Raw genomic sequence first — 26,402 nt, forward strand, 5'->3', positions numbered from 1 at the left:
ACCGAACGACGTGAGCGAGACGAGATGACGCAGGCACAGCTCGCGCGGGGTACATCGCCCCTGCTCGCGGTTCGCGACGTCAGCGTCGTGTTCGGCGGCATCGTCGCGCTAAACGGCGTGTCCTTCGACATGCACAAGGGAGCCATCCTCGGATTGATCGGTCCCAACGGCGCCGGCAAGACCACGCTCTTCAACTGCCTGTCGCGGCTGTACCAGCCGTCGTCGGGCGACATCTTGATGGACGGCGTGAGCATCCTGACGCGGCCGCCGCACCGGATCGCCGAGATCGGCATCGGCCGCACCTTCCAGAACGTGGCGCTGTTTCCCAACCTTTCGGTGATGGACAACGTCCGCGTCGGCGCCCATTCGAAGACCTCGAGCGACATTATCAGCGACTCCCTGAAGCTTGCCTGGGTCCGGCGCAGCGAGACCAACATCAACAAGAAGGTGCACGAGATCCTTGCTTACCTCGACCTCGAGGACGTCGCCCATACCGTCGTGTCCGGCCTACCGTTCGGTACGCAGAAGCGGGTCGAGCTGGCGCGTGCGCTGGCGGCCGATCCGAAGATCCTGCTGCTCGACGAACCCGCCGGCGGCCTCAACCACGAGGAAGTTCATGTGCTCGGCGACCTCATCCGCAAAATCCGCGACGAGCGCCATATGACCGTGCTCCTGGTCGAGCATCACATGGGCCTCGTGATGTCGATCGCCGACCACGTCGTCGCGCTGAATTTCGGCAAGAAGCTCGCGGAAGGCACGCCCGCCCAGGTGCAGGCGGACCCGGACGTCATCAAGGCCTATCTCGGGAGCAAGGATCAATGACGCCACTGCTCAACGTCAAGGACCTGCGCGCTTATTACGGCCAGGTCCAGGCGCTCCATGGCCTGTCCTTCTCGCTCAACGAGGGCTCCCTCGTGACGCTGCTGGGCGCCAACGGCGCCGGCAAGACCACCACACTGCGCGCGATCTGCAACATGGTGCGCTCCACCGGCGGCGTCGAGTTCGAAGGCAAGCCGCTGAACAACCGTTCGACCGAGAGCATCGTGCGGTTCGGCATCGCCCACGTGCCGCAGGGCCGCGGCACCTTCACCAACATGACAGTGGAAGAGAACCTCCAGCTCGGGGCCATCACCCGCAAGGACCGCGCCGGCATCGTCTCCGACATCGAGCGCATGTACGCGCATTTCCCGGTGTTGAAGCAGCGCCATACCCAGCAGGCCGGCACGCTCTCCGGCGGCGAGCAGCAGATGCTCGCGGTCGCCCGCGCGCTGATGCTGCGGCCGCGGCTGATGCTGCTCGACGAGCCCTCCTTCGGCCTCGCGCCGCTGGTGGTGCGCGACCTGTTCGGCATCCTCGGCAAGATCAACCGCGAGGACAAGGTCTCGATCCTGGTGGTCGAGCAGAACGCCCAGCTCGCGCTCGAGCTCGCCGACCAGGCCTATGTGATCGAGACCGGGCGCATCGTGATGTCGGGCAAGGCCAAGGACATCGCGAACAACGAAGAAATCCGCAAATCCTATCTGGGTTACTGAGGGAGCCGGCACAATGGAGCTGTTCACCAACCAGGTCCTGGCCGGCATCGCCACGGGGGCGATTTATGCCTGCATGGCGCTCGCCGTGGTCATGATCTACCAGGCCATCGACCATCTCAACTTCGCGCAAGGCGAGATGGCGATGTTCTCGACCTTCATCTCATGGCAGCTGATGCAGTGGGGCGTGTCTTATTGGGCGGCCTTCCTGATCACGCTGGCATTTTCTTTCGTTGCCGGCATCGCGATCGAGCGCATCCTGTTCAAGCCGCTCGTCAAGGCGCCGGTGCTCACCAACGTCGCCGGCTTCATCGCGCTGTTTGCGATCATCAACTCCTCGGCGGGCCTGATCTGGGACTTCACGATCAAGCAATATCCGACCCCGTTCGGCTCCGCACCGTTCCTCGGCAGCCAGCTGATCTCGACGCACCAGGCCGGCATGATCGGCGTCACCGTGGCGCTGCTGCTCGCGCTCTATTTCTTCTTCCAGTACACGCGCATCGGCCTTGCGATGCGAGCCGCAGCGTCGGTGCCCGAATCGGCCCGCCTCGTCGGCATCAACACGAGCTGGATGATCGCGCTCGGCTGGGGCATGGCGACCGCGATCGGCTCGATCGCCGGCATGCTGATCGCACCTGTCGTATTCCTCGAGCCGAACATGATGGGCGGCGTGCTGATCTACGGCTTCGCCGCGGCGGTGCTCGGCGGGCTGTCGAGCCCGTTCGGCGCCGTGGTCGGCGGCTTCCTGGTCGGCGTGTTCGAGAATCTCGCCGGTACCTACATCCCCGGCGTCGGCAATGAGCTGAAACTCCCGATCGCGCTCGCGCTGATCATCTCCGTCCTGGTCGTCAAACCCGCTGGTCTGTTCGGCCGGCATATCGTCAAGCGAGTTTGATCATGAGCGCAGCAGAAGAAGTCGTCGCCGAGGGCCACGAGGCGGTCGAGGCGGTTCCGAAGCGGGCCATGACGCTGGGCACCGGCACCTCGCTGGTGGTGCTGGCGGCGCTGTTGATCGTGCCGATGTTCGTCAAGAACTTCATCATCTTCCAGATGACGATGCTCCTGATCTACGGGCTCGCGGTGCTGGCGCTGAACATCCTGACCGGTGGAAGCGGCCAGTTCTCGCTCGGCCAGAGCGCGTTCTACGCCGTCGGCGCCTATGTGTCTGCGGTGCTGATGGAGCATGCCAACGTCAACTACGCGCTGACCATTCCGATCTCCGCCGTGATTTGCTTCGGATTCGGTTACCTGTTCGGCAAGCCGGCGCTGCGGCTGTCGGGCATCTATCTCGCGCTCGCGACCTTTGCGCTCGCGACCGCGATGCCGCAGTTGCTCAAGCTGAACTTCCTCGAGCACTGGACCGGCGGCGTGCAGGGCCTCGTCGTCACCAAGCCGGACGCACCGTTCGGCTTGCCGATGTCGCAGGACATGTGGCTGTACTACTTCACGCTCGCCGTGACGGTGGCGATCTACATCTTCTCGGTGAACCTGTTGCGCTCCCGCTCGGGCCGCGCCTTCATGGCGATCCGCGACAACGAGATCGCGGCCTCCTCCATGGGCGTCAACGTCGCGCTGTACAAGACGCTGGCCTTCGGCGTGTCCGCCGGCATCACCGGCGTTGCCGGCTCGCTCGGCGCCATCGCGGTGCAGTTCGTCGCGCCCGACAGCTACACCATCACGCTCGCGATCTCGCTGTTCCTCGGCATGGTGGTCGGCGGCGTCGGCTGGCTGCCCGGCTCGTTCGTCGGTGCGGCCTTCATCATCTTCGTGCCGAACATGGCGGAGAGCATCTCCAAGGGCCTCTCCGGCGCGGTGTTCGGCGTGCTGCTGTTCCTCGTCATCTACCTCGTGCCGCATGGCGCAAGGCAGGTCGCGATCCTGGGCCAGCAACTCGTCGGCAAGCTCAGAAAGAACTGAAACCCCGTTGAATTAACTGAGGAGACCGAATTGTATTTTGGAAGAACACTGCGAGCCGCCGCGCTGGTCACGGCAACGGCGGCCATCACTCTCACCTCCGGCGCTGCACTCGCTCAAAAGAAATACGACACCGGCGCGTCCGATACCGAGATCAAGATCGGCAACATCATGCCGTACAGCGGTCCGGCGTCGGCCTATGGCATCATCGGCAAGACCGAAGAAGCCTATTTCAAGATGATCAACGATAAGGGCGGCATCAACGGCCGCAAGATCAACTTCGTCACCTATGACGACGGCTATTCGCCGCCGAAGGCCGTCGAGCAGGTTCGCAAGCTGGTCGAGAGCGACGAGGTGCTGGTCGTTTTCAACCCGCTCGGCACGCCCTCGAACAGTGCGATCCAGAAGTATCTGAACTCCAAGAAGATCCCGCAGCTTTTCGTCGCGACCGGCGCCACCAAGTGGAACGACCCGAAGAACTTCCCCTGGACCATGGGCTGGCAGCCCTCCTACCAGAGCGAAGCGCAGATCTACGCGAAATGGCTGATGAAGGAGAAGCCGGACGCCAAGATCGCGATCCTCTACCAGAACGACGATTTCGGCAAAGACTACCTCAAGGGCACCAAGGACGGCCTCGGCGCCAAGGCCTCGTCCATGATCGTCATGGAGGAGAGCTACGAGGTATCCGAGCCGTCGATCGACGGCCATATCGTCAAGATCAAGGCCGCCAATCCCGACGTGCTCCTGATCTACACCACGCCGAAGTTCGCGGCCCAGACCATCAAGAAGACCGCCGAGCTCAGCTGGAAGCCGCTCCAGATCCTCACCAACGTGTCGATCTCGGTCGGCAGCGTGATGAAGCCGGCCGGCTTCGAGAACGCGCAGGGCGTGCTGTCAGCCGCCTACGCCAAGGACTCCACGGATCCGCAATGGGCCAACGACCCCGGCATGAAGAAGTGGAACGAGTTCGTCGACAAGTACATGCCGGGTGCCGACAAGTCGGACACCAGCATGGTTTATGGCTATGGCGCCGCCTCGACGCTGGCCAAGGTGCTGGAGATGTGCGGTGACGATCTCACCCGCGCCAACATCATGAAGCAGGCCGCCTCGTTGAAGGACTTTGCTCCGGATACGCTGCTGCCCGGCGTCAAAATCAACACCAGCCCCACCGACTTCGCTCCGATCGCGCAGCTGCAGATGATGCGCTTCAAGGGCGAGAAGTGGGAACTGTTCGGCGAGATCATCAGCGGTGACGTCGCCTCCGAGTGACGCGTGACGCGATGATCGAGGACGAGGAGCCCCCGCGGACAGTCGCGGGGGCTTTTTGTTGACGACAGGCGCCAATCTTGTTCAATGCGATCGATCCATCCCGGGGTAGGAGAGCAATGGCCGCCGTTCGTTCCCAGGTTGCGACGCTCTGGGCCGCGCTTGCCTTGTGCACTGCAATGAGCGGCGAGGCGCTGGCGCAGAAGAAATACGACAGCGGCGCGTCCGATACCGAGATCAAGATCGGTAACATCATGCCCTACAGCGGTCCGGCCTCCGGCTATGCTGCGATCGGCAGGACCGAGGAAGCCTACTTCAACAAGATCAATGCCGAGGGCGGCATCAACGGCCGCAAGATCAGATTCATCTCCTATGACGACGGCTATTCGCCGCCGAAGACGGTGGAACAGGCGCGAAAACTGGTCGAGAGCGACAATGTGCTGCTGATCTTCGGCTCGCTCGGCACCTCCACCAACAGCGCCATCCGCAAGTACATGAACGAGAAGAAGGTGCCGCAATTGTTCGTGGCGAGCGGCGCCTCGAAATGGAACGCCCCCAAGCAATATCCCTGGACCATGGGCTGGCAGCCGAGCTACGTCAGCGAGGCCCGCATCTATGCCAAATACATCATGAAGGAGAAGCCAAACGGAAAGATCGGCGTGCTCTACCAGAACGACGATTTCGGCAAGGACTATCTAAACGGGTTGAAGGAGGGCCTCGGCGCCAAGGCTTCGATGATCGTGCGGGAGGAAGCCTACGACACGTCCGAGCCCGCAATCGACGAGCGAGTCGTGAAGCTGAAGGCGGCCGGCGCCGATATCTTCATCAGCCTCACCAACCAGAAATTCGCCGCGCAGGGAATCAAGAAAGCCGCGGAGATCAACTGGCATCCGATGCACATCATCTCCAACGTCTCGGCTTCGGTCAGCGGCGTATTGGAGCCGGCGGGCATTGAAGTCTCGCAAGGCATCCTGTCGGCGACCTACACCAAGGACGGCTCCGACCCGCAGTGGAATGCCGACGACGGCATGAAGAAGTTCTACAGTTTCCTCGCGCAATACGAGCCCAGGGCCAACAAGCTCGATGCCGGCGTCGTGTACGGCTATGCCGCCGCACAGACCATCGTGAAGGTGCTGCAGATGTGCGGCGACGATCTCACCCGCGAGAACGTCATGAAGCAGGCCGCCAGCCTGAAGGACTTCGCACCCGACACGCTGCTGCCAGGCATCAAGATCAACACCGCGCCCGACGATTTCGCCCCGATCGAGCAGCTGCAGATGATGCGCTTCAAGGGCAGGAAATGGGAGCTGTTCGGCGACATCATCTCGAGCGAGATGAGCCACTAAACGACGCAATTCAAAATAGCCGCCTTCTCGTAAAGCAACTCAAGCGGTGAGTTTGCCCCGCAAAAAGAATCTCACGCGCCGGAATATTCAGCACCGCCTTCGACGAGATCGCCGCCCGCGCGAGGCCCGTGCAGGCGTTCTTCTTGCTGACGGCCGTGGATAGGTATTGAATGCGCGACGGAGCGACGCGCAACGATCGCTCCCAATAAGAACAAACGACACATTCAATCCTGTCCAGGGAGATCAAAATGCCTGCAATGCATGTGCGATTGGGGGCCTTCTCGGCTGCCCTCGTGCTGGCCGCCACGCTGTCCACGACAGCGCTCGCGCAGAAGAAATACGACACCGGCGCATCCGACACCGAAATCAAGATCGGCAACATCATGCCCTACAGCGGACCGGCGTCCGCCTACGGCGTGATCGGCAAGACGGAAGAGGCCTATTTCCGCAAGATCAACGCCGAGGGCGGCATCAACGGCCGCAAGATCAACTTCGTCACCTATGATGACGCCTATTCCCCGCCGAAGACCGTGGAGCAGGCGCGCAAGCTGGTCGAGAGCGACGAGGTGCTGCTGATCTTCAACTCGCTCGGCACCCCGCCGAACTCGGCGATCCAGAAGTACATGAACCAGAAGAAGGTTCCGCAGCTGTTCGTCGCCACCGGCGCCACGAAGTGGAACGACCCGCAGACCTTCCCGTGGACGATGGGCTGGCAACCCAACTACCAGATCGAGTCGATCATTTACGCCAAGTACATCCTGAAGAACCATCCGAACGCCAAGATCGCCGTACTCTACCAGAACGACGATTACGGCAAGGACTATCTGAAGGGCTTCAAGGACGGGCTCGGCGCCAAGGCCGCCTCGATGATCGTCATCGAGGACAGCTACGAAGTCTCCGAACCGACCATAGACTCCCACATCGTCAAGATGAAGTCGACCAACGCCGACGTGTTCTTCAACATCACGACGCCGAAATTCGCGGCACAGGCGATCAAGAAGAACGCCGAGATCGGCTGGAAGCCGCTGCACTTCCTCAACAACGTCTCGGCCTCGATCGGCAGCGTGATCAAGCCGGCCGGCTTCGAGAATGCCCAGGACATCATCTCGTCGCAATATTTCAAGGATCCGACCGACGCGCAATGGAAGGACGACAAGGCGATGATCGCCTGGAACGAATTCCTGGATAAGTACTATCCGGAAGCGAACCGCGCCGACGCCTCGGTGATGTATGGCTACATCGTCGCCCAAGGCCTCGTTCACGTGCTCAAGGCCTGCGGCGACAATCTGACCCGCGAAAACATCATGAAGCAGGCCGCCAACATCAAGGACTTCGAGCCGGCGGGCCTGTTGCCGGGCATCAAGGTCAACACCTCGGCCACCGATTTCGCACCGCTGTCGCAGCTGCAACTGATCCGATTCAAGGGCGAGAATTGGGTGCCATTTGGCGAGGTGCTGAGCGGCGACGTCGGCGGCTGACCATCGACCAGTTGCTCAAGATGTAGCCAAATCGACCAAAGACGCAGCCCCTGCGGCCTTGCCGCAGGGGCTTTTCCTTGAAGCGTTCGGGCAAATCGTATTGAATTGCGCCCGCGTCGCCAAAAACAATCAAGCCAAGAAAAGGGACGCGCAAACCAAGAAAAACAGGGAGATTGGAATGCCTGCTGTCAACGGCAAGCTTGCGGCCGCATCATTGGCGCTCGCGCTCATCGCGGCCTCGGCCTCAACCGCAACGGCCCAGAAGAAGTACGACACCGGTGCGACCGACACCGAGATCAAGGTCGGCAACATCATGCCCTACAGCGGACCGGCCTCCGCCTACGGCATCATCGGTCGCACCGAAGCCGCCTATTTCAAAAAGATCAACGAAGAGGGCGGCATCAACGGCCGCAAGATCAATTTCGTCTCCTATGACGATGCCTACTCGCCGCCGAAGACGGTGGAGCAGGCACGCAAGCTGGTCGAGAGCGACGAGGTGCTGCTCGTCTTCAACTCGCTCGGCACGCCGCCGAACTCCGCGATCCAGAAATACATGAACTCGAAGAAGGTGCCGCAGCTGTTCGTCGCCACCGGCGCCACCAAGTGGAACGATCCGCAGAACTTCCCGTGGACCATGGGCTGGCAACCCAACTACCAGAGCGAGACGCAGATCTACGCGAAATACATCCTCAAGGCCATGCCGAACGCCAAGATCGGCGTGCTCTACCAGAACGACGATTACGGCAAGGATTATCTGAAGGGCCTGAAGGACGGCTTGGGGGCCAAGGCCGCGAGCATGATCGTGCTGGAGGAAAGCTACGAGACGTCGGAGCCGACCATCGACAACCACATCGTCAAGCTGAAAGCCACCGGCGCCGACGTCTTCGTCAACATCACCACGCCGAAATTCGCGGCACAGGCGATCAAGAAGATCTCCGAGATCGGCTGGAAGCCGACCCACTTCCTCAACAACGTCTCGGCCTCGGTCGGCAGCGTGATCAAGCCCGCCGGGTTCGAGAATTCGCAGGACATCATCTCGGCCGCCTATCTGAAGGACGTCTCCGATCCGCAGTGGAAGGACGACGCCGGCATGAAGGCGTTCCTGGACTTCATGACGAAGTACTTCCCCGAGGGCGACAAGCTCGACGGCGGCACCATCGTCGGCTACGGCGTCGCGCAGACGCTGGTCGAGGTGCTGAAGAAGTGCGGCGACAATCTCACGCGCGAGAACGTCATGAAGCAGGCGGCGAGCCTGAAGGACTTCCGCACCGAAGTGCTGCTGCCCGGCATCAAGATCAATACCGGGCCGAACGACTTCGCGCCGATCAGCTCGCTGCAGCTGATGAAGTTCAAGGGCGATAAGTGGGATCTGTTCGGCGAGGTGATCAGCGCCGACGCCGGCGGCTAAAAGCTGCAAAGCGGACGACGAGCCCCCTGCGCTGATCGCGCAGGGGGCTTTTTGCTTTGTGTGGCAATTGTGATCACGCGATTGCACAATCGAATGACGGCGAAGACGCTTACGCTTTGGCACACGATGCGGTAGGCAGGTGGCGGCGACCTCGTCGCCGCCAGTCCAGTCTGCGCAAGGCCATTGTCCATGACCGACCGACGTCCCCTGCTCCGCGCGCTCTACGACGCCGCCGTCGCCGCCGCCCATCCCAACATGGTGCTGGCCTCTCACCTGCGGCCTGCGCCCAGGGGGCGCGTGATCTGTCTTGCCGCCGGCAAGGGCGCCGGCGCAATGGCCGCGGCCGCGGAGCGGCATTATCTCGGCGCGCTGGGATTGGCGCCGGAGCGCCTCGTCGGCATCGCCACCACGCGCCACGGCTATGGCGTTCCGACGCGACGCATCCGCGTGGTCGAGGCCGGTCATCCCGTGCCTGACGAAGCGGGTCTGAAGGGCGCGGCCGACACGCTCGCACTCGCGGGCGAGGCCGGGCCGGACGATCTCCTGCTGGTGCTGCTCACCGGCGGCGGCTCGGCCAACTGGATCGCGCCGGTGGACGGCATCAGCTTCGCGCAGAAGCAGGCGGTCAACAAGGCGCTGCTGCGCTCGGGCGCGCCGATCGGCGAGATGAACGTCGTGCGCAAGCACCTGTCGCGGATCAAGGGCGGCCGCCTGGCGCGCGCCGGCAGCAACGCCGCGGAGATCGTGACGCTCGCGATCTCCGACGTGCCGCATGACGATCCCTCCGCGATCGCCTCCGGCCCCACCGTGCCCGATCCGACCACGCTGGCGGATGCGCGCGCGATCGTCGCGAAATACAGGCTCGACATCGACGACGCGGTACGGTGCGCGCTCGACGATCCCAACAACGAGAGCTGCAAGCCGGGCGACGCCGCCTTTGCGCACGCGTCGTTCGAGCTGATCGCGCGCCCCAAGCAGTCGCTGGACGCTGCGGTCAAGCTCGCGCGCGAGGCCGGCTACGAGACCATGGATCTCGGCGCCGATCTCGAAGGCGAGGCGCGCGAGGTCGCCGCCGATCACGCCAGGCTGGCGCTTCAGGCACGCGGCCAGGGCAAGCGCGTCGCGATCCTCTCCGGCGGTGAGCTCACGGTCACCGTGCGCGGCAACGGGCGCGGCGGGCCGAACCAGGAATACGCGCTGGCGCTGGCCTCGCTCTTGAAGGACACTTCCGGCATCGCGGCGCTGGCCGGCGACACCGACGGCGCCGATGGCGGCGCCGGCCACCCGACCGACCCCGCCGGCGCGCTGATCGATGCGGCGACGTTCGCGAAGATGAAGGCGCTGGCGCTCGAGCCGCAGGCCTATCTCGCCAACAACGACGCGACCACGTTCTTCGAGGCGACCGGCGACCTGCTGCGGCCTGGACCGACGCTGACCAACGTGAACGACATCAGGGCGATCTTGGTGGATTGAGTCCCAGATATCTCCTCCGTCATGGCCGGGCTTGTCCCGGCCATCCACGACTTCTTCAGCTGCGCTAAGAACGTGGATGCCCGGGACAAGCCCGGGCATGACGGCGGATAGAGAGCGCCCCCTCAAAACTCGTTGGCGATCTTCGCGAGCATCTCGATCAGGGCTTCGCGGTTGGCCTGGCCGAGCAGATCGTTCAGCCGGGCCTCGTGCTTGGTAGCGACGAGCTTCTTGGCGCGCGCCAGCACCGCCTTGCCCTTGTCGGTCAAGACCAGGATGTGCGAGCGGCGGTCGTTGGTGGAGCGGATCCGCGCACAAAGGTCGCGGCTCTCCAGATTGTCGAGCATGGCTACGAAGTTCGGCCTGAGGATGCCGAGCGTGGAGGCGATCTCGGTCTGGTTACGGCCGGGGTTTTTCTCGACCAGGAGCAGCACCGAGAACTGCGCCGGCGTCAGCTGGAGCGAGGCCATGCAGCGCAGGAAATTCTCGAACACCTTGAGCTGCGCACGTTTCAGGACATAGCCCAGCTGCTCGGAAAGCTCGCCGAGCTGGAGGGCCTCCGCCTGCGGCTCGCCTGCCTCCTTGCGGCCCTTGGCCGCGTCGGCCGGTTTGTCGGAGGACTTTTCAGCGGTTTTGGAAACGGTCATCGCCTCGTGCTCGTAATCCCGCTAAATTCCGGGGCGGGTCGTTCCCACCCTTGAAGTTATATTTGATAATTGTTATGGACCATACCAAATATCGCCTGCGTTTTTCAATGGCTGTGAGCGGACCGTCCACCGCGATCGAGGGGACCGGTCCGGATTAGGGGGAGCGTCCGGTCTTGAATACCACCATCATGCTGTTCCTGGTGCAGGACGGCATCACCAATGGCGCGATCTATGCGCTGCTCGGCCTGGCGCTGGTGCTGGTGTTCGCCGTCACCCGCGTCATCCTCATTCCCCAGGGCGAATTCGTCACCTACGGCGCGCTGACCTATGCCTCGCTGGCCGCCGGCCAGATGCCGGGTACGGCAAAGCTGGCGCTGGCGCTCGGCATCGGCGCCTTCGTCTTCGACCTGTTCGTAGCGCGCAAGGCGCTGCACGGGCGGCTGGTCGTCCGCAGCTTCATCGCCAACGTCGTGCTGCCCGCGATCGTGCTGGCGCTGACCCTGTCCCTCTCCGCGCAGAAGCCGCCGGTCGCGGTCTGCATCGCGCTGTCGCTGGTGATTGTGGCGATGATCGGCCTCTATCTCTACCGCATCGCCTTCCAGCCGCTGGCGCACACCTCGGTGCTGGTACTGCTGATCGCCTCCGTCGGCGTCCACCTCGCGCTGCAGGGCCTCGGACTGTTGTTCTTCGGCGCCGAAGGCCAGCGCGGGCCTGCCGTGCTGTCCGGCGCCTTCACCGCCGGCGCATTGCGCTTCACCGGCCAGAGCATCACCGTCTATGCCATCACCGTCGCCTTCATCGTCGCGCTCTGGCTGTTCTTCGGCCTGACGCTCTACGGCAAGGCGCTGCGCGCGACCGCGGTCAACCGGCTCGGGGCGCGGCTTGCCGGCATCCGCACCACGCTGTCGGGCCAGATCGCCTTCCTGCTGGCCTCCGTCATCGGCGCGCTCTCCGGCATCCTGATCGTGCCGATCACGACACTGTATTACGATTCCGGCTTCCTGATCGGGCTGAAGGGCTTCGTCGCCGCGATCATCGGCGGCCTCGTCAGCTATCCCCTCACCGCCGTCGCGGCGCTGGTGGTCGGCATCGTCGAGGCGTTCTCGTCCTTCTACGCCTCCAACTACAAGGAGGTGATCGTCTTCATGCTGCTGATCCCCGTGCTGCTGCTGCGCTCGCTCGCCGCGCCCGCGGTCGAGGAAGAGAAGGACTGAGCCCGATGCAGAGCCGGCTTCCCATCCTCGTCTTTGCACTCGTCATGGCGGCGATCCCGCTCATCCCGGGCGTGCCCCCGTTCTGGATCGTGCTGCTCGACAATATCGGCCTTGCCGCGCTGGTCGCGATGGGCCTCGTGCTGCTGACCGGCGTCGGCGGCCTCACCTCGTTCGGCCAGGCCGCCTTCGTCGGTTTCGGTGCCTACACCACCGCCGTGCTGACGACGGCCTATGGCCTGTCGCCCTGGCTGACGCTGCCGCTGTCGCTCGTGGTCAGCGGCTCGCTCGCGGTGCTGCTCGGGCTGATCACCGTGCGCCTCTCGGGCCATTACCTGCCGCTCGGCACGCTCGCCTGGGGGCTTGGGCTGTTCTACCTGTTCAGCAAGCTGGAGTTTCTGGGACGTAACGACGGCATCTCGGCGATCCCGCCGCTGTCGATCGGTGCCTTCAAGATGCTCTCGCCCGGCTCGATCTATTACGCGATCTGGGTCGCCGTGATCCTCTCGGCACTGCTGACGATGAACCTCTTGGACTCCCGCACCGGCCGCGCCATCCGCGCGCTGCGCCGCGGCCATGTCGCGGCCGAAGCGTTCGGCGTCCACACGCCGCGGGCAAAGCTCCTGGTGTTCATCCACGCCGCGGTGCTCGCGGGCCTGTCCGGGTGGCTCTACGCCCATCTCCAGCGCGCGGTGAACCCGACGCCGTTCGGTGCGCATATGGGCATCGAATATCTTTTCATCGCAGTGGTCGGCGGCGCCGGCTATGTCTGGGGCGGCGTGCTGGGCGCGGCGATCGTCGTGATCCTGAAAGAGGTGCTGCAGAGCTATCTGCCGTTGATCCTGCCCGGCTCCGGCCAGGTCGAGACCATCGTGTTCGGCATCATGCTGGTGGCGCTGCTGCAGCTTGCGCCCGGCGGCCTCTGGCCCTGGCTGATGTCGTTCTTCCCCGAGCGCACCGACGGCAAGAAGCCGGACACTTCGCTGAAGCTGGAGCATCGCACCCGCGCGCCCGCCGAGACCGGCGTCCTGCTTCAGGTCGAGAAGGCGCGAAAGCAGTTTGGCGGCGTGGTCGCGGTGAACAACGTGTCCTTCGACGTGCAGGCCCGCGAGATCGTCGCGCTGATCGGCCCGAACGGCGCCGGCAAGAGCACGACCTTCAACCTGATTACCGGCGTGCTGTCGGCAACCTCGGGCTCGATCTCGGTGCTCGGCAGGAAGGTCGACAACGCGCCGCCGCAGGAGATCGTCAAGCTCGGTATCAGCAGGACCTTCCAGCACGTCAAGCTCGTCCCCGACATGACCGTGCTGGAGAACGTCGCGATCGGGGCACATTTGCGCGGCCATTCCGGCCCAATCTCCTCGATGCTGCGGCTCGACCGCGCTGACGAGGCCAAACTGCTCGCCGAGGCCGCCCGCCAGATCGAGCGCGTCGGCCTCGCCGAGCAGATGCACCAGCTGGCAGGCTCGCTCTCGCTCGGCCAGCAGCGCATCGTCGAGATCGCCCGCGCGCTCTGCGTCGATCCGATGCTGCTGCTGCTCGACGAGCCGGCAGCCGGACTGCGCCACATGGAAAAGCAACGGCTGGCAACACTGCTCCGCGAGCTGCGCGACGGCGGGATGTCCGTCCTTCTGGTCGAGCACGACATGGGCTTCGTGATGAACCTTGCCGACCGCATCGTGGTGCTCGATTTCGGCACCAAGATCGCGGAAGGTACGCCGGCGACGATCAAGACCAATCCCGAAGTGATCAAGGCCTATCTCGGAGTGGCGGCATGAGCACGCTGTTGTCCGTCACCGACGCGCATGTCGCCTATGGCAAGGTCGAGGCGGTGCGTTCGGTCTCGCTCGAGGTGGGCGCCAACGAGATCGTCACCATTGTCGGCGCCAACGGCGCCGGCAAGACCACGCTGCTCTCGGCCATCATGGGCATCCTGCCGCTGAAGGGCCGCGTCGCCTTTGCCGGGCAGGATCTCGCCCGGCTCGACATCGAGGACCGCGTCGCGATGGGGCTCGGTCTCGTTCCCGAGCATCGCGAATTGTTCGTGACCATGAATGTCGAGGACAATCTCGAGCTGGGCGCGTTCCGGATCGAGCGCAGCAAGGCCAAAGCCTCGATGGAGCGGGTCTATGCGCTGTTTCCGCGGCTGAAGGAGCGGCGCAAGCAGCTCGCCGGCACACTCTCCGGCGGCGAGCAGCAGATGCTCGCGATGGGCCGCGCGCTGATGGGCGAGCCGAAGCTCTTGATGCTGGACGAGCCGAGCCTGGGCCTTGCACCGATCATCGTCGCCGACATTTTCCGCATCGTCACCGAGCTCCGCGCCGCCGGCGTCTCCGTGCTGCTGGTCGAGCAGAACGCGCAGGCCGCGCTGAAGATCGCGGACCAGGCCTATGTCATGGAGCTCGGCGAGTTCGTGCTCAGCGGAAAGGCCAGCGACATCGCCGCCAATGAGCGGGTCGCGGCAAGCTATCTCGGCTTCCAGCACGAAGGCGCGAGTGCGATTTAGTTTCGAGACGCCTCGGCATATTCATTGTCATCGCCCGCGAAGGCGGGCGATCCAGTACTCCGAGACGATCGCGATTGAACCGAAATGCCTCGGCGTACTGGATGCCCCGCCTTCGCGGGGCATGACACCGAACGATATGGGAGAGGCGAAGCGGCCCGTTTAACCCGCCGCCTTCTCGCCCTTCAGCGCCGCAACCTCCGCCTCCAGCTCTGCGATCCTCGCATCTCTCGCGGCGAGCGCGGCCGCGACATCGGCCGCGTCGAACTTCTGCGGGATGTGCTGCGGGCAGTTGGTGTCCCAGGCTGCGATCTTGAACAGGATCACCTGCTCGGGCCGGGCGCGGTAGCCTTTCGGCACCAGTGACGTGGTCAGCGCTTCGTCGTCCTCGACGACGCGCGCCTCGCCCCAGATCTTCACACGGCGACGATGGGCGTAGTCCATCACGAAGATGTAGGCCTTGGGATTCTCCGAGAGATTTCCTTGCGTGATAAACTGCTGGTTGCCGGCGTAGTCGGCGAAGGCGAGCGTCTGCTTGTCCAGCACCTTGAGAAAGCCCTTCGGGCCGCCGCGGTGCTGGATGTAGGGCTGGCCGTCGGCTGAAGCCGTGGCGAAATAGAAGCTGTTGGCGTCGGCCAGGAACGCGGCGAGATTGTCGTCGACCTCGGTGCGCCAGCCGCGCTGCTCGCTGCGCGCATAGGCCTCGCGCGAGCCCTTGCGCGCCTGGATCGTCTTCACCGCCGGCGAAAAGGCCACGTCGCTGGCATAGGTATGAATTGCCGTCATCGGAACATCTCCTGAAATTCCGGCGCATTGCTGCGTCTTCCGCGCCCAATCTGGGCCCTTCGGCGTCTAAAACAATTGAGCACCTTGACACTTCATCATTGCGATATATGCAATAATGTCCATGGACCGCCTGGAAGCCATGCACGTCTTCGTCACGGTCGCCGATCTGCGCGGCTTTGCGCCGGCCGCACGCAAGCTGCGGCTGTCGCCGTCGGCGGTGACGCGGATGATCGCGGCGCTGGAGGAGCATCTCGGCGCGCGGCTGCTGCAGCGGACCACGCGGCAGGTGGCGCTGACCGACGTCGGCACGCGCTATTTGGAGCGCGCGCGGCGCATCCTCGCCGACGTCGAGGAGGCCGACGGCTCGGCGCGGGAGGAGCGCAACCGGCCGAGCGGGCGTCTCGTCGTGTCCGCGCCGGTCGGCTTCGGCCGCCTGCATGTCGGACCGGTCATGACCGCCTATCTCAAGCGCTATCCCGAGGTCGCCGCCGAACTCAGGCTGTCCGACCATCTCGTCAACCTCGTCGAGGACGCCGTCGATGCCGCGGTGCGGATCGGCCATCTCGCCGATTCCTCGCTTGTGGCGCGCCAGGTCGGCGAGATGCGGCGGATCGTGGTGGCCGCGCCCGGCTATTTGAAGCGTCATGGCGAGCCGAAGACGCCGGAGGCGCTCGCGACGCACCAGACCATCCAGTTCGGCCCCTGGTCCGAATGGCGCTTCCTCCGCGACGGCCGCGATATCGGGCTGCCGCTGTCGCCTCGCTTCATCAGCAACAGCGCCGACGCCGCCCTGCAATATGCCGAGGCCGGCGGCGGCGTGACGCGGGTGCTGGCCTATCAGGCCGCCGAGGGCCTGAAGCGCGGACGCCTGAAGATCGTGCTGGCGCAATACGAGCAGCCGGCGCTGCCGATCCACATCGTCTACCCGACCTCGCGCCTGCTCTCGGCCAAGGTGCGTGCGTTCGTCGACCTCGTGGTGGAGACGGCGGAGTGGAGGTTTGGGTGATCTTTTTCCGTCATGGCCGGGCTTGTCCCGGCCATCCACGCGCCTCCACGCATGCGGTGCCAAACACGTGGATGCCCGGGTCAAGCCCGGGCATGACGACGGAGAGAGTTGGGCCTCACCCCTTCTTCGGCACCACCCGAAACGTGCCGCTGGCCCGCGCGATCACGGCGTCGTCCGCCTTCACCAGGCACTGCGCGAAGCAGATCGTGTTCCCGGTCTTGATCGCCTCGCCCTCGACCGCGAGCCATTGGCCGATCTCGGCGGCGCCGACATAGTCGACCGACAGCGAGATGGTGACGAATGACGTGGTCCAGCCCGTCGCCTGGGCGCAGCTGTAGCCCATGGCGGCGTCAGCGAGCGCCGCGATCAGCCCGCCATGGATCAGTCCGCGGGCGTTGGTGTGCGGCGTCGCCAGGCGCAGTCCGATGGTGACGCCCTTGTCGGTCTTCTTCGAATAGAGCGGCTCCCAGGGATCGGTCAGCGGCGCTTTGCGGAAATGTGGCTCGTAGCCGGCGGGGATGTCGGTGCGGGTCATGGCGGTCTCGCTTCATTGCCTTGGCTGCATTGGAAGCGAATGACGCGAGGAATGCATCACCTACAAAGCTTTAAAAGGAATTTGTGCAGATGTTTGAAACGAGCCCCGCCATCGCCGCAACGGCCCGACGATTGCGACCTTTGTCCGCAATACATGCTGCTTCCGATCCTGTTAGGCTTTGGTCGCAGCCTGCTTGTGGCAAAGGCTCGCAGGCGATAATTATACCATATAACGTTTGCGCAAAGGGAGAGCGGTGGTCGCCCGAGCAGCGACAAATCCATGCAACATGACTGACGTAGATGGCGCGACACGGCGCGCCTCAGTTCCGGCTTGAACGCGCCGGCGAATTAGATAACATGTTAATTAACGAGACCGGGCCAACGAAGCCCGCCCTCGCAAAAGGGAGAGACGCGTGATGAGGAAAGCCTGTCTGGCCTTGCTGCTGGCAGCAAGCATGAGCCCCGCGCTCGCGCAGGACAAGACATTTGACCTGAAGGTCTCGCACTGGGTGCCGGCATCGCATCCGCTGCAGAAATCGCTGGAAGACTGGGTGGCTGCGGTGAACAAGGATTCCGGCGGCACCATTACCGGCAAGGTGTTTCCGGCCCAGCAGCTCGGCAAGGCGTTCGACCATTACGACATGGCGCGCGACGGCATCGCCGACGTCACCTATGTCAATCCCGGCTACCAGCCCGGCCGCTTCCCGATCATCGGCGCCGGGGAATTGCCGTTCCTGATCTCGGATGCCAAGGGCGGCTCGATGGGGCTCGACGCGTGGTATCGCAAATATGCCGAGAAGGAGATGAAGGACGTCAAATACTGCCTCGCCTTCGTCCATTCGCCCTCCTCCTTCCATTCCCGCACCAAGAAGATCGTCAACCCCGAGGACGTGAAGGGCATGAAGATCCGCCCCGCCCACGCCACTATGGCGAACTTCGTCACCTCGCTCGGCGGCACCAACGTGCAATCCTCGGCGCCGGAAGTGCGCGACATCATCGAGCGCGGCGTCGCCGACGGCGTCACCTTCCCCTGGGGCTCCCTGGTGCTGTTCGGCATCGACAAGGTGACCAAGTACGACATGGAGGCGCCGCTCTACACCACGACCTTCGTGTTCGTGATCAACAAGGACAAGTACAACGCGATGTCCGACAAGCAGAAGGCCGCGATCGACAAGAACTGCACGGTCGAGATGGCAGGCGCGGTCGGCGAGCATTGGGGCAAGTTCGAGGACGCCGGCATCGCCAAGGTGAAGGCGGAATCCAGCCATGAGGTCTACAAGCTGACACCCGAGCAGATCGCGGCCTGGAAGAAGGCCGCCGAGCCGCTGGTCAAGACCTGGGGCGACGGCGCCAAGAAGGCCGGCGCCGATCCCGACGCCGCGCTCGCGGATCTCAAGGCCTCGCTGAAGAAGTACAACGCGCTGGCGGAGTGACGCGGTGGCGAAGGAAACGCGGCGGCGGGATTGGTCCTGCCGCCGTTGCCTTGCAAGCTGAGAGCAGGTGAGGAGCGTACCATGTCTCTTCCCCCTCTCCCCGCAAGCGGGAGAGGCGAAGTGCCGTCGCCAGAGCCGAGAATGAAAATAGCAGTGCTTAGGAAACACCCATGAAGCGCTCCTGGATGGATCGCGTGATCGACTCGATCGAATGGATCGCGGCCGGCTTCGTCGGCATCGTCGCGCTCGACATCTTCCTGTCGGTGCTCTTGCGCAACACGCTGAACTATTCGATCCCCGACAGCTTCGACATCGGCCGAATGCTGCTCGGCATCCTCATCTTCTGGGGCATCGCGGCAACCTCCTATCGCGGCACCCACATCACGGTCGACCTGGTCTGGGGCAATGTCGGGCCGCGCCATCAGCGCTGGATCGACGTGTTCGCGACCCTGGTGCTGCTGTTCGTCGTCACCGTGCAGACCTGGACGCTGTTCGACAAGGTCCGGCTGACCTACAACGACAACGTTCAGACCTTCGACCTGCACATGCCGACATGGCCGTTCTTCCTTGTCGCGTGGATCGGCGACGTCTGCGCCGTGCTGCTGATCGCGATCCGCACGTACCGGCTGATCTTCCACCCCGAAGACATGCATGAACCCAAGAGCAAGGTGACGGAGTAACCATGAGTACCGACGCCGTCGCCGTCATCGGCTTCGTCGCCCTGTTCGCCCTGATGCTGCTGCGCGTGCCGGTCGGCATGGCCATGGGCCTCGTCGGCGTGTGCGGCTTCAGCTATCTCGTGGGCTCGACACCGGCCCTGAAGATGGTCGGTCAGGTCACCATGCGGACCGTGACTGACTACACCTTCGGCGTCATCCCGATGTTCCTGCTGATGGGCTCCTTCGTCAGCAATTCCGGCATGAGCCGCGAGCTGTTCCGCGCCGCCAACGGTTTCGTCGGACATTTGCGCGGCGGACTCGGCATTGCCACCGTCGGCGCCTGCGGCGGCTTTGCCGCAATCTGCGGCTCCTCGGTCGCGACCGCGGCGACCTTCTCCGCCGTCGCCTATCCCGAGATGCGGCGCTTCGGCTATCCGCAGTCCTTCGCCACCGGCGTGATCGCGGCCGGCGGCACGCTGGGCGCGATGCTACCGCCATCCACTGTTCTTGCGGTCTACGGCATCATCACCGAGCAGGACATCGGCAAGCTGTTCATCGCCGGCATCATCCCGGGCCTGCTCGCGATGACCATGTACATGATCACGATCTCCCTGATCGGCTATTTCCGCCCGGACTTCCTCCCCAAGGGCAAGGTGACGCCGTGGCGTGAGCGCTTTGCCGGATTGAAGGAGATCTGGGCACCGGTGCTGCTGTTCATCTTCGTCATCGGCGGCCTCTACGGCCTGCCCTTCCTGCCGCGCTTCACGCCGACCGAAGCCGGCGGCGTCGGCGCGACGGGGGCCTTCATCATCGGCGTGCTGACCGGCCGCCTCGACCGCGAGAAGGTGCTGGCCTCACTGCTGCAGGCGACGCGCACCGCGGCTGCGGTGTTCACCGTGCTGATCGGCGCGCTGATCTTCGGCTATTTCCTCACGGTGACGCAGACGCCGCAGAAGGTGACGGAATTCCTCACCGGGCTCGGCCTCGGTCCGTACGGCGTGCTGGCGCTGATCATGGTGATGTATCTCGTGCTCGGCTGCCTGATGGACGCGATGGCGATGATCATCCTGACCGTGCCGATCATCTTTCCGGTGATCATGCATCTGGGGTTCGATCCGATCTGGTTCGGCATCATCATCGTCGTGACCGTCGAGCTCGGCCTGATCACTCCGCCGGTGGGCATGAACGTCTTCGTCATAAAAAGCGTGGTGAAGGACGTCTCCTTCTCCACAATCTTCAAGGGCGTAAGCCCGTTCGTGGCAACGGACCTCGTGCGCCTCGTGATCCTGATCGCCTTCCCGCTGCTGGCAACCTGGCTGCCGACGCGCATGATGGCGCATTAGCTTGGCGAAGACCGTTACTTACCCTCCCCTGGAGGGCCCCTGGAGGGGGAGGGTCGATCGCGCATAGCGCGAGCGGGGTGGGGTGACGGTCTCTCCACATTGAAGACTGCGCGAGCGGAGAGATCACCCCACCCCGGCGTTTCGCGCCGACCCACGGGCGAGCTTCACTCGTCCCGGACCCCTCCAGGGGAGGGTAAGACGCGGTATCGTTCGTCATGGCCAATTAAGAGGTGAAGCGATGACCACCCCGACCCTCGAAACAAGATACGTCTTCACCATCACCGCGCGGATCGGCGATGTCGTGACCGCGGGCGAGACCGGGATCGGCGTCCGCCGGATCATTCCGATCATCGGCGGCGAGGTGGCGGGCGCGGTTACCGGAAAGGTGCTCCCCTTCGGCGCCGACTTCCAGACGATCCGACCCAACGAGCTGATCGATCTCGAAGCGAAATACGCCTTCGAGACCGATGACGGTGCGACCGTCTATGTCGAGAACAAAGGTATGCGCTTCGGCCCGGTCGAGCTGTTGCACAAGCTCAAGCGCGGCGAGCCGGTCGATCCGAAGCTGATCTACTTCCGCACCGTGCCGAAGTTCGAGACCGGTCACGAGACGTACCGCTGGCTGATGGAGCACATCTTCGTGGCGTCAGCGGCGCGCCATGCGGATCGCGTCGTGATCGACGTGCATCAGGTGATGTGAGGGAGAGGCCTAGGGCCTCTAGCCGGATCGCGCCGGACGATGCTGCACATCGCCGAGGCGACCCGGATGAGGTGAAGACGCCTACAACGTCTCTTGCTTGTGCCCGCAGTTCTTGCAGGCGAACTTGACGCGGGTCTGGCCCTTTTCCGCCTGCACCCGGTTCGGCGCTCCGCACTTGCCGCAAACGGCCTCGATGCGGGTCGTGCCCTGCTTGACCACGATGGTCTTCTTTTCCATCGATTCGCGGATCAGGCGCTCGGCCTCCTCGCGCAGGGATTGTTTCGACAAAGCTCGTCTCCGCCTCTGGAAAGCGCGAGAGCCATATCGCACCTGCACGCGAAGCACAATGCACCCTGCCTGCCGCGCGCGCCCCTGTCGCCCCAGAGGGCGCGCTGCGACCGTTCGCCTTACGCCGCCTTGGAGACCTCCATCAGCAGCCGCTCGGCCTTGGCATCCTCGATGCGGTTCACGAGGCGGCTGCTCTCATGATTGTCGCGCACGGTCTTGGTCAGGGTGACGCAGGTCTGGATCATCATCACGATGCCCATGGTGAGATAACCCTTCATCCAGAGGTCGATCGGCAGGAAGAAGATGCCGATGGCGACGAGGAAGGCGGAAGCTGCGAAGGACGCGTAGGTGAAGCTCACCCAAGCGCCGCTATGGGGCTGGCCGTTCTGGTTCATGATGGTCTCCTGTCGATTGATGATTGCGTTCGGTTCGGACTTGCGGTCAGGCCGCCGGCATGCGCCTGGACTTCAATCGCGCCAGCACGTCGTCTGCGGTCGTCTTGAGCCGCGGGCCAAAGCCCTGCTCGGCGAGTCGTTCGGCGGTGGCGAGCGGGCCGGTGGCCGCGTCGAGCTCGACCAGGGCATCGTCCGCCGCTTGAGCCTCCATCTGCCGCTCGCGCAGACGCCTCAACGTCCCCTCCGCCTCCGGCAATGTCGATTCATAGGGGCGCGCGGCCTCGATGCCGCTGCGGCGAAGCGAGCGCACCGCTTCCGAGGCGCGGGCGATCCGGCGACCGCGATCGAGCTCGGTGATGCGGGCCTGCGCGTTGGCGACGTGGCGCTTCAGCCTGATGATCTCGGTCGCGAACAGCGCGCGCGCCGTCATGGCAGCATCGCGATCGGCCTCCAGCGCCGCAATGGCTTCGGCGGCCTCCTTGGCGAGGTCCTCGCGGCCGCCATCCAGCGCCGCAACGGCACGGGTCTCGAGATCGGCGATACGCGCATTCGTGGCCTCGAGCTTGCGGCCTTCCTGCTGGTCCTGCGCGATTGCCAGCGCCAGCGTGCGCTTGCTGCGCTCGACGGCTGCGGCTGCATCGCGCATCTGCTGATCCAGGATCAGAAGGGCGGTGCGGTCTTCCAGTTCCTCGCCCGCAGCGGCGACGCTGCCGCGGAAGAGGGTCACGACGGTCTTGAACATTGGTTGCTCCCTGTCTATGAGCGTTGCTCACAGATGGTTTGTAGCAGGAATCTTGAACATCGTTCAATATATTTTGAGCGACGCTCAAGAATTTGGTTAAGAATGACTAAGGCCCTGGAACGGCGAGAGAAATTGCGTGCGGCCCTGATCCAGGCGGCCGAACAGATGATCGTCGAGCGGGGGCTGGCGGGTCTCAAGACCCGCGATTTGGCCCGCGAGATCGGCTGCGCCAATGGCGCGGTCTACAATCTGGTGGCTGATGTCGACGAATTGATCCTGCGGGTCGGCTCGCGCACGCTGCTCCGGCTCGACGAGACGCTGACTTTCGCAACAAATGCCGGCGAGCCAACGCCACGGGAATCCCTGGTCCGCATCGCCCTCGCCTATTGCGAATTCGCCGCCGAAAACCTCCAGCTCTGGCGCGCGCTGTTCGAGCACCGGATGGAGACGGGCAAGCTGGTGCCGGATTGGTCCGTGCACGACCAGATGCAGCTGTTCCGTCATATCTACCAGCCGCTGGCCGCACTGTTTCCTGGGCGCAGCCCGGAGGAACTCGGCATCACCGCACGCAGCCTGTTCTCGGCCGTGCATGGCATGGTGGCGCTCGGGCTGGAGCAGAAGCTGGTGGCCGTGCCGCTGCCGGCGCTGCGCAAGGAGATCACGGGCCTCGTGCGCGCGATGATCGACGGGCTGATCGCGCACGACGTGGAAGGAGCGGCGGCTGACTAAAATTTCACCTGTCGCATCGCCAGTCGCGCGCTTAGCCTTCGAGCCGTCCCTCACCTCTCGGAGCACCTCATGCCCCTCCTCATCCGCGGCGGCACCGTCGTCAATCACGATCATTCGCGCCGCGCGGACGTGCTGATCGAGGGCGAGACCATCGTCGCGATCGGCGCATCGCTCGATGCGCCGACAGGGAGCGAGGTCATCGATGCAGGCGGCGCCTATGTCATCCCGGGCGGGATCGATCCACACACCCATCTCGAAATGCCGTTCATGGGCACCGTCACCGCCGACGATTTCGAATCCGGAACCAAGGCGGCGCTGAGCGGCGGCACCACCATGGTGGTGGATTTCTGCCTGCCCGATCCCGGCCAATCCATGCTCGCGGCGTATCAGGAGTGGCGGCACAAATCCGAGAAGGCGGCCAGCGACTACGGCTTCCACATGGCGGTGACGTCATGGTCGAAGCAGATCCATGACGAGATGGAGGTTGTGGTCAAAACCTACGGCATCAACACCTTCAAGCATTTCATGGCCTACAAGGGCGCGCTGATGGTGAACGACGACGAGCTCTATAACTCGTTCGCGCGTTGCGCCCATCTCGGCGCCATGCCGGTTGTCCATGCAGAGAACGGCGACGTCGTCGCCCTGATGCCGGACGCCCTGATCGCGCGCGGCGTCAACGGCCCGGAAGGCCACGCCTATTCACGGCCGCCGGAGGTCGAGGGCGAAGCCACCAACCGCGCCATCATGATCGCCGATATGACCGGCACGCCGGTCTATATCGTGCACACCAGCTGCCGCGAGGCGCATGAGGCCATCGCTCGCGCGCGGGCCAGCGGCAAGCGGGTCTATGGCGAGCCGCTGATCCAGCATCTGCTGCTGGATGCCGGCGAGTACCAGAACAAGGACTGGGATCATTCCGCACAGCGCGTGATGTCGCCGCCGTTCCGCGACAAACAGCATCAGGACAGCCTCTGGGCCGGCCTGCAGGCCGGCTCGCTCCAGGTGGTTGCAACCGACCATTGCGCCTTCACCACCGAGCAGAAGCGGTTCGGGCGCGGCGATTTCAGGAAGATCCCGAACGGCACCGGCGGCCTCGAAGATCGCCTGGCGCTGCTCTGGACCGCGGGCGTCGCCACGGGGCGGCTGACCAAAGAGGAATTCGTCGCGGTGACCTCGGCGAACATCGCCCGCATCCTCAACATCTATCCGCGCAAGGGCGCGGTCGCCGTCGGCTCGGATGCCGATATCGTGGTGTGGGATCCCAAGGCGAGCAAGACCATCAGCGCCGCGCGGCAGATGAGCCGGATCGATTACAACGTGTTCGAGGGTTTTGCCTGCACCGGCGGTGCGGCCGCGACGCTGTCGCGCGGCCGTATCGTCTGGAAGGATGGCGACCTGCGCGCCGAGGCCGGCGATGGCCGATACGTCGAACGTCCCGCCTTCTCGCCGGTGCATGTGGCAAATTCGACCTGGAAGGAACTGACGGCTCCGCGCGCCGTCGCGCGCAGTGCGGTGACGCCGTAAGCCATCGCGCTCCCTGGCAGACGTCCGGGCAACGACAGCCTCAATATCGAAGAGACTTAGGAACGAACGGCTGGAGGCCTCGTTGTCGCGTAGTTTTCCTCCAGCACGCGAGTCCCCCATGTATCACCACGTCAAGAAGTTGATGTTCACCGTGCGCGTCGACGAGCCCGATCCGCGCTTCGGCAATATGCTCCTCGAGCAGTTTGGCGGCGCCAACGGCGAACTTGCGGCTGCGATGCAATATTCGATTCAGGGACTGAATTGCGAGGATCCCGACCGCAAGGACCTCTTGATGGATATCGGCACCGAAGAGCTCAGCCATCTCGAAGTCGTCGGTTGCCTCGCCCGGATGCATCTTGCGCCCTCGCGGAATGACCGCCAGGCGGCGGAGGCCGATCCTCTGATCGCGATTGCCGGCGGAGGCGGCGTCAATCTGTTCAACTCGCAAGGCAATCCCTGGACCGCCGACTATCTCAAGATCACGGGCGAGCTCGACGTCGATCTCCGCAGCAACATCGCCGCCGAAGCGCGTGCCAAGATCGTCTACGAGCGCCTGATCAATTTTTGCGACGATGCCGGCAGCAAGGACGCGCTGCAATTCCTGATGACGCGCGAGATCACGCATATGAAGGCGTTCGCGCGCGCGCTCGAGAGCCTGTCGAAGCCGGCCTTCAGCATCGGCCGGATTGCCCCCACGCCCGGCCTCGTCAACCAGTACTTCAACGATTCCACCGGCAGCGGCGACCATGGCGAAATCGACACCCGCGGCCCGTGGAACGAGGGCGAGGACTGGGTGTTCACAGAATCGCCTGCGCTGCAATCCGCCGATCCGGGCGCTGCCACCCCGATCGTCACGGAGAGCTCGCCGCCTGTAGACGAGGCCGGCCTGACCGATCTGCTGCTGCATGAGCTGCGTGACATCCTCCATGCCGAGAAGCAGCTGACCAAGGCGCTTCCCAAGATGGCCCAGGCCGCGCGCTTCGACCAGTTGCGCGAACTGTTCGAGCAGCATCTGGCCGAGACCGAAAATCAGGTCGAGCGCATCAACGAGTGCTTCGAGCTGCTCGGCGAGAACGCTCGCGCCAAGCCTTGCAAGGGCATGATGGGCCTGATCGAGGAAGGCCAGGAGGTCATGAAGGAAAGCCAAGAGAAGGAGGATGCAGCCGCCGACCTCGCGCTGATCTCTGCGGCGCAACGCGTCGAGCATTACGAGATGTCCGGCTACACCACCGCGCGCAACCTGGCGCAGCAGCTGCGCCACAGCGCGATCGTCGCCCTGCTCTCCAAATCTCTCGCCGAAGAAGAGAATGCCGATCTCCTGCTCAACCAGATCGCGCGATCGCTGATGTCGGTGGCGAAGATGCCCGCCGCGCTGGAGCAGGCCGAGTAGTCTGCGCCGACGCGCAACACCTATCGATCCAAGCCGCCTCGCCTTGTCGCGGGGCGGCTTGGGGCTTCCTGGCTCTGGCATACAGCTTGTCTCTCGATGCC

The 26,402-nt window shown here is 64.0% G+C and carries 26 protein-coding genes; 20 read left to right on the forward strand and 6 right to left on the reverse strand.

Translation table 11 applies throughout. The features are described 5' to 3' along the window. The first annotated feature begins 24 nt into the window (after window positions 1-24). From I6F17_RS16580 to I6F17_RS16620, 9 genes are all read left to right on the forward strand, one after another. Window positions 25-822, forward strand: a complete 798-nt coding sequence (locus I6F17_RS16580; protein WP_225131663.1) for an ABC transporter ATP-binding protein — start codon at window positions 25-27, stop codon at window positions 820-822. Then, the gene (locus I6F17_RS16585; RefSeq protein ID WP_035997952.1) at window positions 819-1,532 is read left to right on the forward strand and encodes an ABC transporter ATP-binding protein; all 714 of its coding nucleotides are present in this window, start codon (window positions 819-821) and stop codon (window positions 1,530-1,532) included. Before I6F17_RS16580 ends, I6F17_RS16585 begins: the two co-directional genes overlap by 4 nt. A gap of 13 nt (window positions 1,533-1,545) precedes the next feature. Next, window positions 1,546-2,424: a branched-chain amino acid ABC transporter permease gene (locus I6F17_RS16590; protein ID WP_035997949.1), complete on the forward strand. Its 879-nt coding sequence runs from the start codon at window positions 1,546-1,548 to the stop codon at window positions 2,422-2,424. 2 nt (window positions 2,425-2,426) lie between these two features. Next, window positions 2,427-3,446 (forward strand): branched-chain amino acid ABC transporter permease, encoded by a 1,020-nt coding sequence (locus I6F17_RS16595; protein ID WP_036021517.1) that lies wholly within the window; start codon window positions 2,427-2,429, stop codon window positions 3,444-3,446. Window positions 3,447-3,476: 30 nt separating this feature from the next. After that, a complete protein-coding gene (locus I6F17_RS16600; RefSeq protein WP_036036759.1) occupies window positions 3,477-4,712 on the forward strand; it encodes an ABC transporter substrate-binding protein in 1,236 nt (411 codons plus the stop codon). Between the two features lie 116 nt (window positions 4,713-4,828). Continuing rightward, the gene (locus tag I6F17_RS16605) at window positions 4,829-6,055 is read left to right on the forward strand and encodes an ABC transporter substrate-binding protein (RefSeq protein WP_225131662.1); all 1,227 of its coding nucleotides are present in this window, start codon (window positions 4,829-4,831) and stop codon (window positions 6,053-6,055) included. A 248-nt stretch (window positions 6,056-6,303) separates the two neighbouring features. After that, window positions 6,304-7,533 carry an ABC transporter substrate-binding protein gene (locus I6F17_RS16610; RefSeq protein WP_036036754.1) on the forward strand — a complete coding sequence of 410 codons (1,230 nt, stop codon included), beginning with the start codon at window positions 6,304-6,306 and terminating at the stop codon, window positions 7,531-7,533. Between the two features lie 178 nt (window positions 7,534-7,711). Beyond that, window positions 7,712-8,941 (forward strand): ABC transporter substrate-binding protein, encoded by a 1,230-nt coding sequence (locus I6F17_RS16615; RefSeq protein WP_036036751.1) that lies wholly within the window; start codon window positions 7,712-7,714, stop codon window positions 8,939-8,941. Between the two features lie 189 nt (window positions 8,942-9,130). Beyond that, window positions 9,131-10,414 (forward strand): glycerate kinase, encoded by a 1,284-nt coding sequence (locus I6F17_RS16620; protein ID WP_225131661.1) that lies wholly within the window; start codon window positions 9,131-9,133, stop codon window positions 10,412-10,414. A gap of 122 nt (window positions 10,415-10,536) precedes the next feature. On the opposite strand, the gene I6F17_RS16625 is transcribed toward I6F17_RS16620, so the two are convergent. Next, a complete protein-coding gene (locus I6F17_RS16625; RefSeq protein ID WP_035997926.1) occupies window positions 10,537-11,058 on the reverse strand; it encodes a MarR family transcriptional regulator in 522 nt (173 codons plus the stop codon). Window positions 11,059-11,231: 173 nt separating this feature from the next. Between I6F17_RS16625 and I6F17_RS16630 the strand changes: the two genes are divergently transcribed. The 3 genes from I6F17_RS16630 to I6F17_RS16640 are packed head-to-tail and all read left to right on the forward strand — an operon-like array spanning window position 11,232 to window position 14,775. Further along, complete coding sequence (locus I6F17_RS16630) at window positions 11,232-12,272, forward strand: branched-chain amino acid ABC transporter permease (RefSeq protein WP_225131660.1); 1,041 nt, start codon at window positions 11,232-11,234, stop codon at window positions 12,270-12,272. 5 nt (window positions 12,273-12,277) lie between these two features. Next, window positions 12,278-14,047 (forward strand): branched-chain amino acid ABC transporter ATP-binding protein/permease, encoded by a 1,770-nt coding sequence (locus I6F17_RS16635; RefSeq protein ID WP_050991742.1) that lies wholly within the window; start codon window positions 12,278-12,280, stop codon window positions 14,045-14,047. Continuing rightward, window positions 14,044-14,775, forward strand: coding sequence for an ABC transporter ATP-binding protein (locus I6F17_RS16640; RefSeq protein ID WP_225131659.1), 732 nt, complete (start codon window positions 14,044-14,046; stop codon window positions 14,773-14,775). The genes I6F17_RS16635 and I6F17_RS16640 overlap by 4 nt, the downstream gene beginning before the upstream one ends. A 159-nt stretch (window positions 14,776-14,934) precedes the next feature. Here I6F17_RS16640 and I6F17_RS16645 read toward each other — a convergent pair whose 3' ends face one another. Beyond that, window positions 14,935-15,558 (reverse strand): pyridoxamine 5'-phosphate oxidase family protein, encoded by a 624-nt coding sequence (locus tag I6F17_RS16645; RefSeq protein ID WP_225131658.1) that lies wholly within the window; start codon window positions 15,556-15,558, stop codon window positions 14,935-14,937. 121 nt (window positions 15,559-15,679) lie between these two features. Between I6F17_RS16645 and I6F17_RS16650 the strand changes: the two genes are divergently transcribed. Beyond that, complete coding sequence (locus I6F17_RS16650; protein ID WP_225131673.1) at window positions 15,680-16,564, forward strand: LysR family transcriptional regulator; 885 nt, start codon at window positions 15,680-15,682, stop codon at window positions 16,562-16,564. A gap of 115 nt (window positions 16,565-16,679) precedes the next feature. Here the strand turns inward: I6F17_RS16650 and I6F17_RS16655 are convergent, their stop codons facing one another. Then, complete coding sequence (locus I6F17_RS16655; protein ID WP_225131657.1) at window positions 16,680-17,099, reverse strand: PaaI family thioesterase; 420 nt, start codon at window positions 17,097-17,099, stop codon at window positions 16,680-16,682. Window positions 17,100-17,514: 415 nt separating this feature from the next. On the opposite strand from I6F17_RS16655, the gene I6F17_RS16660 reads away from it, so the two are divergent. From I6F17_RS16660 to I6F17_RS16675, 4 genes are all read left to right on the forward strand, one after another. After that, the gene (locus tag I6F17_RS16660; protein WP_225131656.1) at window positions 17,515-18,531 is read left to right on the forward strand and encodes a TRAP transporter substrate-binding protein; all 1,017 of its coding nucleotides are present in this window, start codon (window positions 17,515-17,517) and stop codon (window positions 18,529-18,531) included. A 170-nt stretch (window positions 18,532-18,701) separates the two neighbouring features. Then, window positions 18,702-19,211: a TRAP transporter small permease gene (locus I6F17_RS16665; protein ID WP_225131655.1), complete on the forward strand. Its 510-nt coding sequence runs from the start codon at window positions 18,702-18,704 to the stop codon at window positions 19,209-19,211. Between the two features lie 2 nt (window positions 19,212-19,213). After that, window positions 19,214-20,533: a TRAP transporter permease gene (locus tag I6F17_RS16670; RefSeq protein ID WP_057028189.1), complete on the forward strand. Its 1,320-nt coding sequence runs from the start codon at window positions 19,214-19,216 to the stop codon at window positions 20,531-20,533. Between the two features lie 238 nt (window positions 20,534-20,771). Then, window positions 20,772-21,233 carry a DUF3237 domain-containing protein gene (locus I6F17_RS16675; protein WP_225132150.1) on the forward strand — a complete coding sequence of 154 codons (462 nt, stop codon included), beginning with the start codon at window positions 20,772-20,774 and terminating at the stop codon, window positions 21,231-21,233. Window positions 21,234-21,314: 81 nt separating this feature from the next. Here I6F17_RS16675 and I6F17_RS16680 read toward each other — a convergent pair whose 3' ends face one another. From I6F17_RS16680 to I6F17_RS16690, 3 genes are all read right to left on the reverse strand, one after another. Next, window positions 21,315-21,521 carry a hypothetical protein gene (locus tag I6F17_RS16680; RefSeq protein WP_025033895.1) on the reverse strand — a complete coding sequence of 69 codons (207 nt, stop codon included), beginning with the start codon at window positions 21,519-21,521 and terminating at the stop codon, window positions 21,315-21,317. A 119-nt stretch (window positions 21,522-21,640) separates the two neighbouring features. Beyond that, window positions 21,641-21,916, reverse strand: a complete 276-nt coding sequence (locus tag I6F17_RS16685) for a YiaA/YiaB family inner membrane protein (protein WP_035997898.1) — start codon at window positions 21,914-21,916, stop codon at window positions 21,641-21,643. A 46-nt stretch (window positions 21,917-21,962) separates the two neighbouring features. Then, window positions 21,963-22,658 carry a PspA/IM30 family protein gene (locus tag I6F17_RS16690; RefSeq protein ID WP_035997892.1) on the reverse strand — a complete coding sequence of 232 codons (696 nt, stop codon included), beginning with the start codon at window positions 22,656-22,658 and terminating at the stop codon, window positions 21,963-21,965. Between the two features lie 102 nt (window positions 22,659-22,760). Here I6F17_RS16690 and I6F17_RS16695 point away from each other — a divergent pair, with 102 nt between their 5' ends. The 3 genes from I6F17_RS16695 (at window position 22,761) to I6F17_RS16705 (ending at window position 26,301) form a co-directional block, all read left to right on the forward strand. Then, complete coding sequence (locus I6F17_RS16695; protein WP_225132149.1) at window positions 22,761-23,387, forward strand: TetR/AcrR family transcriptional regulator; 627 nt, start codon at window positions 22,761-22,763, stop codon at window positions 23,385-23,387. A 69-nt stretch (window positions 23,388-23,456) separates the two neighbouring features. Next, window positions 23,457-24,911, forward strand: a complete 1,455-nt coding sequence (hydA, locus tag I6F17_RS16700) for a dihydropyrimidinase (RefSeq protein ID WP_225132148.1) — start codon at window positions 23,457-23,459, stop codon at window positions 24,909-24,911. A gap of 118 nt (window positions 24,912-25,029) precedes the next feature. Further along, window positions 25,030-26,301 carry a DUF892 family protein gene (locus I6F17_RS16705; RefSeq protein WP_225132147.1) on the forward strand — a complete coding sequence of 424 codons (1,272 nt, stop codon included), beginning with the start codon at window positions 25,030-25,032 and terminating at the stop codon, window positions 26,299-26,301. Window positions 26,302-26,402 lie beyond the last annotated feature (101 nt).

Origin of the sequence: Bradyrhizobium sp. NBAIM18 (assembly GCF_020193825.1) — a bacterium.
GTDB classification, from domain to species: domain Bacteria; phylum Pseudomonadota; class Alphaproteobacteria; order Rhizobiales; family Xanthobacteraceae; genus Bradyrhizobium; species Bradyrhizobium yuanmingense.

Bases quoted from the DNA above. Each gene is read 5' to 3' on its own strand.
- I6F17_RS16685 (WP_035997898.1), bottom strand. From the start codon at position 21,916: ATGAACCAGAACGGCCAGCCCCATAGCGGCGCTTGGGTGAGCTTCACC.
- I6F17_RS16640 (WP_225131659.1), top strand. From the start codon at position 14,044: ATGAGCACGCTGTTGTCCGTCACCGACGCGCATGTCGCCTATGGCAAG.
- I6F17_RS16665 (WP_225131655.1), top strand. From the start codon at position 18,702: ATGAAGCGCTCCTGGATGGATCGCGTGATCGACTCGATCGAATGGATC.
- hydA (WP_225132148.1), top strand. From the start codon at position 23,457: ATGCCCCTCCTCATCCGCGGCGGCACCGTCGTCAATCACGATCATTCG.
- I6F17_RS16705 (WP_225132147.1), top strand. From the start codon at position 25,030: ATGTATCACCACGTCAAGAAGTTGATGTTCACCGTGCGCGTCGACGAG.
- I6F17_RS16625 (WP_035997926.1), bottom strand. From the start codon at position 11,058: ATGACCGTTTCCAAAACCGCTGAAAAGTCCTCCGACAAACCGGCCGAC.
- I6F17_RS16695 (WP_225132149.1), top strand. From the start codon at position 22,761: ATGACTAAGGCCCTGGAACGGCGAGAGAAATTGCGTGCGGCCCTGATC.
- I6F17_RS16690 (WP_035997892.1), bottom strand. From the start codon at position 22,658: ATGTTCAAGACCGTCGTGACCCTCTTCCGCGGCAGCGTCGCCGCTGCG.
- I6F17_RS16635 (WP_050991742.1), top strand. From the start codon at position 12,278: ATGCAGAGCCGGCTTCCCATCCTCGTCTTTGCACTCGTCATGGCGGCG.
- I6F17_RS16595 (WP_036021517.1), top strand. From the start codon at position 2,427: ATGAGCGCAGCAGAAGAAGTCGTCGCCGAGGGCCACGAGGCGGTCGAG.
- I6F17_RS16660 (WP_225131656.1), top strand. From the start codon at position 17,515: ATGAGGAAAGCCTGTCTGGCCTTGCTGCTGGCAGCAAGCATGAGCCCC.
- I6F17_RS16590 (WP_035997949.1), top strand. From the start codon at position 1,546: ATGGAGCTGTTCACCAACCAGGTCCTGGCCGGCATCGCCACGGGGGCG.
- I6F17_RS16655 (WP_225131657.1), bottom strand. From the start codon at position 17,099: ATGACCCGCACCGACATCCCCGCCGGCTACGAGCCACATTTCCGCAAA.
- I6F17_RS16615 (WP_036036751.1), top strand. From the start codon at position 7,712: ATGCCTGCTGTCAACGGCAAGCTTGCGGCCGCATCATTGGCGCTCGCG.
- I6F17_RS16605 (WP_225131662.1), top strand. From the start codon at position 4,829: ATGGCCGCCGTTCGTTCCCAGGTTGCGACGCTCTGGGCCGCGCTTGCC.
- I6F17_RS16585 (WP_035997952.1), top strand. From the start codon at position 819: ATGACGCCACTGCTCAACGTCAAGGACCTGCGCGCTTATTACGGCCAG.
- I6F17_RS16650 (WP_225131673.1), top strand. From the start codon at position 15,680: ATGGACCGCCTGGAAGCCATGCACGTCTTCGTCACGGTCGCCGATCTG.
- I6F17_RS16580 (WP_225131663.1), top strand. From the start codon at position 25: ATGACGCAGGCACAGCTCGCGCGGGGTACATCGCCCCTGCTCGCGGTT.
- I6F17_RS16670 (WP_057028189.1), top strand. From the start codon at position 19,214: ATGAGTACCGACGCCGTCGCCGTCATCGGCTTCGTCGCCCTGTTCGCC.
- I6F17_RS16610 (WP_036036754.1), top strand. From the start codon at position 6,304: ATGCCTGCAATGCATGTGCGATTGGGGGCCTTCTCGGCTGCCCTCGTG.
- I6F17_RS16675 (WP_225132150.1), top strand. From the start codon at position 20,772: ATGACCACCCCGACCCTCGAAACAAGATACGTCTTCACCATCACCGCG.
- I6F17_RS16620 (WP_225131661.1), top strand. From the start codon at position 9,131: ATGACCGACCGACGTCCCCTGCTCCGCGCGCTCTACGACGCCGCCGTC.
- I6F17_RS16645 (WP_225131658.1), bottom strand. From the start codon at position 15,558: ATGACGGCAATTCATACCTATGCCAGCGACGTGGCCTTTTCGCCGGCG.